Below are 11,247 nucleotides of genomic sequence, written 5' to 3' on the forward strand. Positions count from 1 at the left end.
TTCATGATGTCAGACAGGGTTCTTAGATATCCGAACCCATATCCAGCGCCAACATATCCTCCTCACGCTGACGACGAATCATCACGCGCGAAGGCTGACCCTCAGCGGTGGCAATCACCGGCGGGCGAGTCAAGAAGTTATAGTTCGAACCCAGCACATAGCAGTACGCGCCGGTCGCCGGAACCGCCAGAATATCGCCAGCCTGCAGGTCAGCAGGCAGGTAGCAGTAGCGCACCACCACATCGCCAGACTCGCAGTGCTTACCCACCACGCGAGAGAGCACCTGCTCCCCCGCCGGGGCACGATTCGCTAGGGTCACCGAATAATCCGATTCGTACAGCACCGGGCGGGCGTTATCACTCATACCGCCGTCCACCGAAACGTAGCGGCGCACGCGAATCTCGCCGTTCTCGTCCTCAATGCTCACGTTCTTAATGGTGCCGACCGTGTACAGGGTCGCACCCGAAGGACCAGAAATGGAACGGCCCGGCTCGAACGACATGTGCGGAATCGCCATGCCCAGGCGCTCACAGGTCGCCGCGACGGAAGCGGCAATCGACTCGGTCACCTCGGTAATGGAGCGGGGGTGATCCGCCTCGGTGTAGCCGATGCCGTAGCCGCCACCCAAATCCAGCTCCGGCAGGGTCACGCCCAGGTCACGGTTGAGGCGGTTCATGAACTCCAGGGCGGTAGTAGCCGCCTGCTCGAAGCCCTCCGCCTCAAAAATCTGCGAACCAATATGGCAGTGAATACCGCAGAAATCCAGGGAATCGGTCGCATTCAGAATCGCGGCAGCCAGAGCCGCGTAAGAATCGGTAGACTCAACACCCCAGTGCTCCAGCTCCTCCTCATCCAGACCAGCAAGCGCGGCGGTGCCGGGCTGCAGGGACATGCCGAACTTCTGATCCTCGTGTGCGGTCGCAATGGACTCGTGGGTCGAGGCATGCACGCCGGGGGTGATGCGAATCAGCACCGGAACCGGGGCGTAGGGTTCCTCGCCCTCCGCCACACGCTCGGCGGCAAGCTCGGCGTACACGCGCTCAATGAGCTTGAGCTCGTCCACCGAGTCAGCCACCACGCGGCCCAGGCCGTTACGGATCGCGCGGGCAATCTCAGCCTCCGACTTGTTGTTACCGTGCAGGGCGATGTTCGCACCGGGCACCTGTGCGCGCAGAGCCAATGCCAACTCACCACCGGAGGCGGTATCCAGGCACAGGCCCTCCTCGGTCGCCCAGCGCGCCACGGCAGTGGACAGGAACGACTTACCGGCGTAGTAGACGCTTACCTTCGCACCGTGCGCGGCGAAAGCCTGCTCAAAAGCGGTGCGGTAGGCGCGGGCGCGGGTACGGAAGGTCGTCTCGGAGAAGACGTACTGCGGGGTTTCGTGCTCATCAACCAGGTCGCTGACGGTCACGCCATCAATGCAGAGCTCGCCCTGCTCATTGCGGGTGAAGGAGTCAGTCCAGATGGTGCGGGACAGGGTCTCGGGGTGCTCGGGGTAGGTGAGCCATTCGGGGGCGTAGAGGGCGCGGGCTTCGCTCATCGTGTCTCTTTCTTAGCTATCTTGCCGGCATACGTTCAACCCCCGCCCCGGTAGCACCGGGTCGGGGGTTGAAATGAGAGTATTACATGCGCTCGGGTGCGCTCACACCCAGCAGGTTCAGGCCGTTAGCCAGCACCTGCTGTGCTGCGTTATTCAGTAGCAGGCGGGTACGGTGCAGGTCGGTGACCTCTTCATCAGCCTTGGGGGCGACGCGGGAGACACCGTACCAGCTGTGGTACGCCGAAGCGAGCTGCTCCAGGTAGCGGTTCACGCGGTGCGGCTCGTAGAACTTCGCGGCATCACGCACAGCGGCGGGGAACTGGCCGAGTACAGCCAGCAGCTCACCGTCAGCAGCCGAGTCGAGCAGGGAGGTGTCCACGCCGTCCTCAACCTTCACGCCAGCCTCCGCAGCGTTACGTGCCACAGCGGCGGTACGTGCGTGAGCGTACTGCACGTAGTAGACCGGGTTCTCGTTGCTCTTGGAAGTCAGCAGGCCCAGGTCAATATCGATGGGGGTGTCCACCGAGTAGCGGGTCAGCTCGTAGCGGGCTGCGTCAACGCCAACAGCTTCGACCAGGTCCTCGAGGGTGACCACGGTGCCAGCACGCTTGGACATGCGGACGGGCTTGCCGTCCTTGACCAGGTTCACCAGCTGACCGATCATGACCTCAATCTGGTCGGCGCGGTAACCAAGAATCTGGGCGATAGCCTTCAGACGGCCCACGTAGCCGCTGTGGTCAGCGCCGAGCATATAAATCGCCACGTCAGCGGGGTTTACTGCACGGGTCATCTTGTCCTGGTAGTAGGCGATATCACCCGCCACGTAGGCGTGGTTACCGTCAGACTTAATGACCACGCGGTCCTTGTCGTCGCCGTAGTCGGTGGTGCGCATCCACCATGCGCCGTCAGCCTCGAAGAGCTGACCGTTCTCGCGCATAGCGTCGAGCAGGGCGTCCACCTTGCCGCCTTCGAACACGGAGTTCTCGTGGAAGAACACGTCGAAGTGGGTGCCGAATGCCGCCAGGGACTCCTTAATCTGATCGAACATCAGGTGAGTACCGATTTCGCGGAAAATCTCTTCGGGGTTCTCAGCCTCAAGCGCGTCGGGGCGCTGAGCCAGAATCTGGTCCTTAATGTCAACAATGTACGCGCCAGCGTAGCCGTCCTCGGGGGTCTCCTCACCGCGGGCAGCGGCAATCAGGGAGCGCACGAAACGGTCAATCTGGGTGCCGTGGTCGTTGAAGTAGTATTCGCGCACGACGTTAGCGCCCTCGGCCTCAAGGACGCGGGCGAGCGCATCACCGACGGCAGCCCAGCGAGTACCGCCCAGGTGGATGGGGCCGGTGGGGTTCGCGGAGACGAACTCAAGGTTAATGGTCTTACCGGCGAACTTGTCGCTACGGCCGTATGCTTCGCCAGCCTCAACGATGGTGGCGGCAAGCTCACCAGCAGCTGCGGCGTCCAGGGTGATGTTCAGGAAGCCGGGGCCAGCAATATCTACGGATGCAACACCGGCGATGGCGCCAATCTTCTCTGCCAGAAGAGCTGCTGCCTCACGCGGGTTCTTGCCCACCTTCTTGGCGAGCTGCAGAGCGACGTTGGTTGCCCAGTCGCCGTGTTCGCGGGACTTGGGGCGCTCCACTCGGACGGCGGGCAGTTCAGCGCCCTCCACGAGGGTCAGCTGGCCGGAGGAAATGGTTTCTTCAAGGGCAAGCGCAATGGCTTCGGAGAGTTCTTCAGGAGTCATAACAAACTATTCTAGCAAGCCTCGGCAGGTGCCTGACCCTTTATCTAGTGCTTATCTGATACCATAGGTGGGTTGCCTCTGTAGCTCAGCGGATTAGAGCACCAGTTTCCGGTACTGGGGGTCGAAGGTTCGAATCCTTTCAGGGGCACGATGTTCTTATTCGAGAGGGAACACGGGAGCCGATATCCGAGGCGTATTGTTCGGGTATCGGCTCCTTTTTATTTAACAACTCAACTTTATTGAGCCGCTCACCCTGTTGTGCATAAAGCCTGCGCCGGGTGACCGTTCCCGCCAGCTCCCTCTTCAACCTCAGACTTCAACCTCAGAGGGTGGACACTACCCGCTTCCCTGTTGTGGCAACGCTAACAGCCTTGAGAGAATGGGAAAACGCGCACACCCGTCACATCAGCACGGCTTCAAGCCACAACAGCGGAGGTAACCCGATGACCACCATGCGCCAGATTCAGCTCACCGAATGGGGCGACGAAAGCGTTCTGCACGAAGCAAACGTGCCTATCCCCTCGCCGGTGCGCGGTCACGTGCTCATCAAAACGGTTGCCGCCGGCGTGAACCCGATTGATCTGACCACCCGCAAGGGTCTGGGCCCTGCCGCACAGCTTGCCGACCCGTCGTACAAGCCCTTCGTGCCCGGCTGGGATGTTGCCGGCACCGTGGTTGCTACCGCCGGCGACTACACGGGTTTTAAGGTGGGCGACGGCGTATTTGGTCTTGTTTCTTTCCCCTCCCCCGCCGGTGCGTACGCCGAGTATGTTCTCGCCCCGGCGCATCAGCTGGTGAAGGTGCCCGCCGATGTTCCCTGCGCGCAATTGGGTGGCACTCCCCTGGCGGCGCTGACCGCATACCAGGCGCTCTCCGAAGTGGCGCGATTGAAGGAAGGTGAGCGCGTGCTCATTCACGCCGGTGCCGGAGGTGTCGGTCATCTCGCCGTTCAGTTGGCGGCTCAGGCTGGCGCTCAGGTTTTTGCGACCGCCTCCGCGGCGAACCACGAGTTTGTGCGCTCGCTGGGTGCCCAGCCTATTGATTACCGCACCGAGGATTTCCGTGCCGTACTGGGCCAGACCATGGACGTGGTGCTCAATTCCACCGGTCAGCAGACTTTCCTCGATTCGCTGGAGGTGCTGGTTCCCGGCGGCCGCATTGTCACTCTGACCAGCCCCGACCCGCTGGATGTTGCGCGTGAGCGCGGCTTCGAGGCGCAGTGGCTGACGGTTCACCCGGACCGCACGCAGATGCAGGAGATTGCCCGCCTCATGTCCTTGGGCCTGTTGAAGGTGCACGTGGATCAGGTGCTTGATTTTTCGCAGGCTGCGCAGGCTCACGCCCTGGTGGCGACGGGTCGCACCCGCGGCAAGATCGTACTGGTTCCCTAACGCGGCGCTGCTTCATGCAAATTTCTGAGAGCACGCCGACCGTTGAGAGTACCGAGTACCGCTCCGGTTTTTACCGCGAGGCGGGCTTTTACGATGCCCACTCACTACCCGACTACGGCGCGCAGTCGCCGGTAACTCGCGAGGCGTTCGCCTACGATTTCTTCCCCGCGACAGGGGATATCTCTTCCCCCGCGCCGCTGCTGGTGTGGGTTCACGGTGGCGCCTGGCGCTTCGGCACCAACCAGGCCCTACGCGACACCGTCCTGCGCACCCCTGGCGGGGAGCAGCCCAATACCCAGGCGCTCATGCGCGCCGCTTTTCAGCAGGCAGGCTGGGCGGTCGCGTCCATCAACTACCGGTATTCGCATCAGGCGCTCTTCCCGGGCGCCCTGCACGATGTGAAGGAGGCCGTGCGTTTCTTCCGCGCCAACGCGCACGAATTCGGTATTGACCCGCAACGCATTGCGGTAGCGGGCGGAAGCGCCGGCGGGCACCTGAGCATGATGGTTGCGTATACGGGAGATTCCGCCGCCGATGCCTCTGCATCTGAGGATTCCGCATTTGGGGATTCTGCGAGCGCGCCCGAGCACGACGAATACTTTGAGGGCAGGGCGGCGAGCGCCTACCCGTCCCATAGTTCGCAGGTGGCTGCGGCGGCTTCGTTTTACGGGGTCAGCGATTTGAGGACCATCTTCACCGATCGTCCCCTGGCTGGCTACGCTCTCGATCACCCCGAGGATGACGGCGCCGAATGGCGACTACTGGGAAGCACCTACCCGGTCCCCGCAGACGCGTCTACACTCGACGCTTCCAAGGGTGAGCGGGCGGTTCCGGGTGTCTGCAACGAGCGTGCCCAAAAGAACTGGGAGCGTGCGCATCCTATTGATGCGGTACGCCCCCAGAAGCGAGTGAACCTGAAACGAGTGAAAAGGGTCGAAAGTGCCTTAGCACAGGGTGCAAGCGGCGGTGCCACGCCCCTCATGCTCGTGCACGGTATTAGTGATTCGTGTGTGCCGTACCAGCAATCGGTGCGGGTGTATCAGGCGCTGCGCACGCGGCAGGTGCCTACCGATTTGGTGCTGGTTCCGGATGCCGAACACGGGGATTCGCGCTGTTTTAGCCCCGATATTGTTCAGCAGATGCTGCGATTTCTCAACCGCGCTGTGTAGCCTGAGCGGTTCGACAGGTTAGCGAACGCGGCGGTTCACGTATTCGTGCTCAAGGCGGTAACGTTCGAGGTCGTCAAAAGCAACGCGACGGTGCGTGTTAATGCGCTCGAACGGAATATCTCCGCGCTCCAGCAGGCGAACAACGGTCGGGCGGGATACGCCCAGGTAGTCTGCTGCCTCCTGCGTGGTCATGAGGCGGTCCTGGCGGACCACGCAGACATCCTTGCGGTCGGCGAATGCGCGCGCTACGGAGGTGAGGGGCCCGTACATTTCGGGAGAAATCTGTACGCGCTCGCCGTCGCCGGTGACCAGGTAGAGGGTTTCTTCGGCACTGAGGCGGTCAAAGTGGGTGCGCAGACTCGCGTGAACGAGGGCTTGGAAGAGTTCTTCGCAGCGGTGGTGAATTTCTTCGTGCTGTCCGTCTTCGTAGCAATCCAACACTGCAACACGTGTTGCCGGGTACGTCTTTGGTGATGGCATAGTCACTCCTTCGTTACTGTGTTATTCACCACTGTAGCAGTTGAACGAAACTATCGAAAGAAAGTTAAGAAGCGCAGTTAATTCGCATCTACGGTGCATAAAATTCAGATGAATAATTATTAACTCTCTTAATAGCATTTGATGTCATTTATTGTACATTAAATGCTCTCCTGGTGTCAGTATTCCACCACCACCCACCCCGGGGTTCCCGCGGACAAACCCAAATATGACAAACAAAGCACGCCCCAAGCTCACCGCGGGCAAGGCGAGTACACTGGATAGGATATGTCTGAGCAGAAATCCACGAAGAAACACGCAGATACTTCTAAGGCCCCCCGCACCGCCCCCACCATGGCGAGCATGGCCGCCGCAATCCATGCGGCAAAGGTACGATCCTCCGAAAAAACCGGTGAAAAAACCGCAGATAAAACTACTGAGAACAACGCGGTAAAAAACGGCGCCCCAAAGAAGGGCGCCCTGAAGAAGGGTGCACAGAAGAACGGCGCCCAGAAGAATAACGCAGACCGCAAGAACTCCTCCCGGGGCACCTCCGAACGCAACTCCAACGCCTCCCGCTCCAACCGACGCGCAGGCGGTCCCAACCGCGCCCGCAAGCAGGGCAACCAGCAGGGCGGTAACAAGGGTAACCAGCAACAGAACCGCCCGGCACCTCGCCGCTACGAGCCCTTCATTCCCGAGGTCATCACCTACCCCGAAGAGCTGCCCGTCAGCGAACGCCGCGACGACATCATGAACGCTATCCGCGACAACCAGGTCGTCATCATCGCGGGTGAAACCGGTTCCGGCAAGACCACCCAGATTCCCAAGATGTGCCTCGAGCTCGGCCTGGGCGAGAAGGGCCTCATTGGCCACACCCAGCCGCGCCGCCTCGCCGCACGCTCCGTCGCCGAACGCATCGCCGAAGAACTCGGCCAGAAGATTGGCGAAACCGTCGGCTACCAGGTGCGATTCACCTCCGAGGTCGGCGAACACAGCGCCATCAAGCTCATGACCGACGGTATTCTGCTCGCCGAAATTCAGAACGACAAGCTGCTGCGCCGCTACTCGACCCTCATCATTGACGAGGCGCACGAACGCAGCCTGAACATTGACTTCATCCTCGGCTACCTCAAGCGCATCCTGCCGCAGCGCCCGGACCTGAAGGTCATCATCACCTCAGCGACCATCGACCCCGAGCGCTTCGCCCGCCACTTCTCCCCCAGCTACGTGCCGGGTAAGGGAATCGTCGACGAGAACCTCAGCGACGAAGAACGCGAAATTGCCGAAGCAATCCTGCCCGACGACGCGCCGCCCATCATCGAGGTCTCCGGCCGCACCTACCCCGTCGAAATCCGCTACCGCCCCCTCGAAGGCGAAGAAGACGCCTACCTGGACGACGAGGAAGTGGCCGAAGACCGCGACCCCACCGACGCAATTCTCGACGCCATCAAGGAGCTCTCCAAGGAAGCCCCCGGCGACATCCTCATCTTCTTCTCCGGCGAGCGCGAAATCCGCGACGCCAAGGACGCAATCGAGGCCATGGTTCTCAAGTCCCCGCGCCTGAACTACGAGGTGCTGCCCCTGTACGCGCGCCTCTCGCTCGCCGAGCAGCACCGCGTGTTCTCCCCCGGTTCCCGGCCGCGTATCGTGCTCGCCACGAACGTCGCCGAAACCTCGCTGACCGTGCCCGGCATCAAGTACGTCATCGACACCGGTACCGCTCGCATCTCGCGTTACTCGGCGCGCACCAAGGTGCAGCGTCTGCCCATCGAACGTATCTCGCAGGCCAGCGCCAACCAGCGTTCGGGCCGATGCGGCCGCGTCAGCGACGGTATCGCGATCCGTCTCTACTCCGAGGAAGACTTCAACTCGCGCCCCGAGTTCACCGACCCCGAAATTCTGCGCACCAACCTCGCCGCCGTCATCCTGCAGATGATCGCCATCGGCGTGGTGCGCGAACCCGGCGACATCTCGCGCTTCCCGTTCGTGCAACCGCCCGCGTCCCGCGCCATTAACGACGGCGTGAACCTGCTGCGCGAACTCGGCGCGCTCACCGAACGTACCCGCCGCAAGGGACGAGGCGGTAACAACAGCGCAACCCTCACCGCCATCGGCCGAGCCATGGCGGCCTTCCCCGTGGACCCGCGCCTGGCCCGCATGATTATCGAGGGCGGCCGCCGCAACTGCGCCAAGGAAATGATGGTGCTCGCCGCCGCCCTGACCATCCAGGACCCGCGCGAACGCCCCGCCGACGTGCGCGCAGAAGCCGACGCGATGCACGCCCGCTTCGTCGACGACACCTCCGATTTCTCCTCCTTCCTGCTGCTCTGGGACTACATCAACGAGCAGCAGGCGGCGCTCTCTTCCTCGCAGCTGCGCAAGATGTGCCACCGCGAGTTCATCAACTACCTGCGCATCCGCGAATGGCAGGACCTCTTCGCCCAGCTGCGCGAAATGGGCCGAACCGCCAACATTCACGCCAGCGGCGGTCGCGATATTAACGCCTCCGCGCACGAGGTAGACATCCACAAGAGCCTGCTCACCGGCCTGCTCTCGCACGTGGGCGTCAAAGAAGAACGCGAGAAGGACTCCAAGGGACGTACTCGCGGCCCCCGCGAATACCTCGGCGCACGCGGCACCAAGTTCGCGATTTTCCCCGGCTCCGGCCTGTTCAAGAAGGGGCCCGACTGGGTGCTCTCCGCCGAACTCGTCGAAACCTCCCGCCTATGGGCGCGCACCAACGCCGCCATCGAACCGCAGTGGATCGAAGAGGTCGGCAAGCACCTCATCAGCGTGCAATACTCCGAACCGCACTGGTCCCTCAGCTCTGGCGCGGCCGTCGCCTACGCCAAGGGCACCCTCTTCGGCCTGACCATCTACGCCGACCGCCCCGTGCAGTACGCCCGCGTGGACGCCGCCGCAGCCCGCGAACTGTTCATCCAGTCCGCCCTCGTCGAAGGCCAATGGCACACCCAGCACAAGTTCTACCTGCGCAACCAGCGCGCCCTCGCCGAAGTCGAAGAACTCGAAGCACGCCTGCGCCGCCGCGACCTGCGCGTGGACGACTCCGTGCTCTTCGCCTTCTACGACGCCCGCATCCCCGCCCACGTCACCGACGTGCGCGCCTTCGACAAGTGGTGGAAGCAGGCACGCCTCGAAGACGACAACTACCTGGACTTCAACCCCGAAAAGCTCATCAACGAGGAAGCTGCCGACTACGACGACTCCCAGTTCCCCCGCCAGTGGGTGCAGCGCACCGACAGCGGCGAACTCACCCTGGACCTGCGCTACGAATACGCCCCCACCGCAGGTGTAGGAGGCGCCCGCACCGAAGCCGCCAAGCGCGACGGTGTGGCCGTGCAGGTGCCGATTCTCTTCCTCAACCAGCTGAGCCCCGAACCGTTCCGCTGGCAGATTCCCGGCCTGCGCCACGAGCTCGTGACCGCGCTCATCAAGTCGCTGCCCAAGGCGATTCGACGCAACTTCGTGCCCGCACCCGACGTGGCGCGCGCCGCCTGCGCCGCCCTCGAGGAAGACTACTCCCCCGCAACCGACGAGCTGCTCCCCTCCCTCGCGCTCGTACTGCGCCGCCTGCGCGGCGTGGTCGTCGAACCCGAAGCCTTCAACTGGGACGCCGTGCCCGAGCACCTGAAGATGGGCTTCCAGGTGCGCAACACCCGCAACAAAATCCTGGGTGAGGGCAAGGACCTGCGAGCCCTGCAGCAGCAGCTACACAAGGAGATTCGCAGCGCCCTCGCCGACTCGCTCGGCGCATCCGACGAGGCCATGGCGAAGATGGTTGCGCTCGCGCAGGGTGGATCAGGCAACTCAGGCGGCTCGGGCAACTCGGGTGGCTCCGCTCGTCCGGGCAGCGCAAAGGGCGCGAAGAACCCGGCGAAGGGCACCCAGGCCGAGGCGGGTGCATCCGGCGGAGTACGCGAGGTCACCGGCCTCACTGCCTTCCCCGCCGACATGTTCCCGGACGGAGCCATCCCCCGCAAGGTACAGCGCATCATCGCGACCCAGGCGGTTAACGGCTACCCCGCCCTCGTGGACGAAGGCTCTAGCGTGGGTCTGCGCATCTTCCCCACCGAAGCAGAGCAGCTGCACGCGCAGCGTCGCGGCATCATCCGCCTGCTCCAACTGCAGGTGCCCTCGCCCGTGCGCTACGTGAGCGAACACCTCTCCCACAAGGAGAAAATCGTCTTCACGCAGAACCCGCACGGCTCCATCGACGAACTCATTCGCGACTGCACCGTCGCGGCGCTCGACCACCTCGTGCCGCACACCCCCATCTTCACGCACGCCGAATACAGCGAACTCTACGAGCACGTGCGCGCCGAACTCATCGAGACGGTCTTCGACGTGACCAAGCTCGTCGCCGAAATCCTCTCCGAAGCCACCGCGCTGAAGAAGGCAATCAAAAAGGCAACCTCGCTGACGACCATGCACGCCGTCTCCGACGTGAAGGCTCAGATGGAGAACCTGGTCTACCCCGGGTTCGTGGCGCAGACCGGCTACGACCAGCTGGTTCACCTGCCGCGTTACCTGAAGGCCGCCCAGGTGCGCCTGACGAAGCTCGGCCCGAACCTACACCGCGACAACCAGCTGATGCTCACGGTGCAGGATCTTGAGGATTCCTACGATAACGCGGTCAAGTCGCTACCGGCAGGCACCATCGTGCCGGATGCGCTCCGCCGCGTGAACTGGATGATTGAGGAGCTGCGCGTCAGCTTCTTCGCCCAGGAGCTCGGTACCGCCTACACGGTGTCTGAGAAGCGCATTGCGAAGGCTCAGCGTGAGGCGCTAGACGCTATCAAGCGTTAGCTTGCGAGAGTACGGGTTGTGCGGATGGCGGTGTTCGTCCTCGCTCCTACAGGGGCACCCGCCCTCGCAGAGCTCGGGCACCCTGATGTC

At 62.8% G+C, this 11,247-nt stretch carries 6 protein-coding genes and 1 tRNA gene; 4 read left to right on the forward strand and 3 right to left on the reverse strand.

All coding sequences use genetic code 11. The annotated features are described in order from the left end of the window. Window positions 1–22: 22 nt before the first annotated feature. Together lysA and argS are read right to left on the reverse strand one after the other, a co-directional pair. The gene (gene lysA, locus HMPREF2527_RS04470) at window positions 23–1,543 is read right to left on the reverse strand and encodes a diaminopimelate decarboxylase (protein WP_070506682.1); all 1,521 of its coding nucleotides are present in this window, start codon (window positions 1,541–1,543) and stop codon (window positions 23–25) included. A gap of 82 nt (window positions 1,544–1,625) precedes the next feature. Beyond that, window positions 1,626–3,290: an arginine--tRNA ligase gene (gene argS, locus HMPREF2527_RS04475; protein WP_070506685.1), complete on the reverse strand. Its 1,665-nt coding sequence runs from the start codon at window positions 3,288–3,290 to the stop codon at window positions 1,626–1,628. 74 nt (window positions 3,291–3,364) lie between these two features. Between argS and HMPREF2527_RS04480 the strand changes: the two genes are divergently transcribed. The 3 genes from HMPREF2527_RS04480 (at window position 3,365) to HMPREF2527_RS04490 (ending at window position 5,850) form a co-directional block, all read left to right on the forward strand. Further along, window positions 3,365–3,438, forward strand: a tRNA-Arg gene (locus tag HMPREF2527_RS04480). A 295-nt stretch (window positions 3,439–3,733) separates the two neighbouring features. After that, window positions 3,734–4,681: an NADP-dependent oxidoreductase gene (locus tag HMPREF2527_RS04485; RefSeq protein WP_070506687.1), complete on the forward strand. Its 948-nt coding sequence runs from the start codon at window positions 3,734–3,736 to the stop codon at window positions 4,679–4,681. A gap of 14 nt (window positions 4,682–4,695) precedes the next feature. Next, a complete protein-coding gene (locus tag HMPREF2527_RS04490) occupies window positions 4,696–5,850 on the forward strand; it encodes an alpha/beta hydrolase (RefSeq protein WP_070506691.1) in 1,155 nt (384 codons plus the stop codon). 18 nt (window positions 5,851–5,868) lie between these two features. On the opposite strand, the gene HMPREF2527_RS04495 is transcribed toward HMPREF2527_RS04490, so the two are convergent. Then, window positions 5,869–6,330 (reverse strand): helix-turn-helix domain-containing protein, encoded by a 462-nt coding sequence (locus tag HMPREF2527_RS04495; protein ID WP_044150579.1) that lies wholly within the window; start codon window positions 6,328–6,330, stop codon window positions 5,869–5,871. 285 nt (window positions 6,331–6,615) lie between these two features. Between HMPREF2527_RS04495 and hrpA the strand changes: the two genes are divergently transcribed. Next, window positions 6,616–11,157 carry an ATP-dependent RNA helicase HrpA gene (hrpA, locus tag HMPREF2527_RS04500; RefSeq protein ID WP_070506694.1) on the forward strand — a complete coding sequence of 1,514 codons (4,542 nt, stop codon included), beginning with the start codon at window positions 6,616–6,618 and terminating at the stop codon, window positions 11,155–11,157. The last annotated feature ends 90 nt before the right edge of the window (window positions 11,158–11,247 follow it).

The organism is Rothia sp. HMSC071B01 (assembly GCF_001808945.1).
In the GTDB taxonomy this organism is placed as follows: Bacteria; Actinomycetota; Actinomycetes; order Actinomycetales; family Micrococcaceae; genus Rothia.

Excerpts from the sequence above, each read along its gene's own strand:
- HMPREF2527_RS04495 (WP_044150579.1), bottom strand. The coding sequence starts at position 6,330 with ATGCCATCACCAAAGACGTACCCGGCAACACGTGTTGCAGTGTTGGAT.
- HMPREF2527_RS04490 (WP_070506691.1), top strand. The coding sequence starts at position 4,696 with ATGCAAATTTCTGAGAGCACGCCGACCGTTGAGAGTACCGAGTACCGC.
- hrpA (WP_070506694.1), top strand. The coding sequence starts at position 6,616 with ATGTCTGAGCAGAAATCCACGAAGAAACACGCAGATACTTCTAAGGCC.
- lysA (WP_070506682.1), bottom strand. The coding sequence starts at position 1,543 with ATGAGCGAAGCCCGCGCCCTCTACGCCCCCGAATGGCTCACCTACCCC.
- argS (WP_070506685.1), bottom strand. The coding sequence starts at position 3,290 with ATGACTCCTGAAGAACTCTCCGAAGCCATTGCGCTTGCCCTTGAAGAA.
- HMPREF2527_RS04485 (WP_070506687.1), top strand. The coding sequence starts at position 3,734 with ATGACCACCATGCGCCAGATTCAGCTCACCGAATGGGGCGACGAAAGC.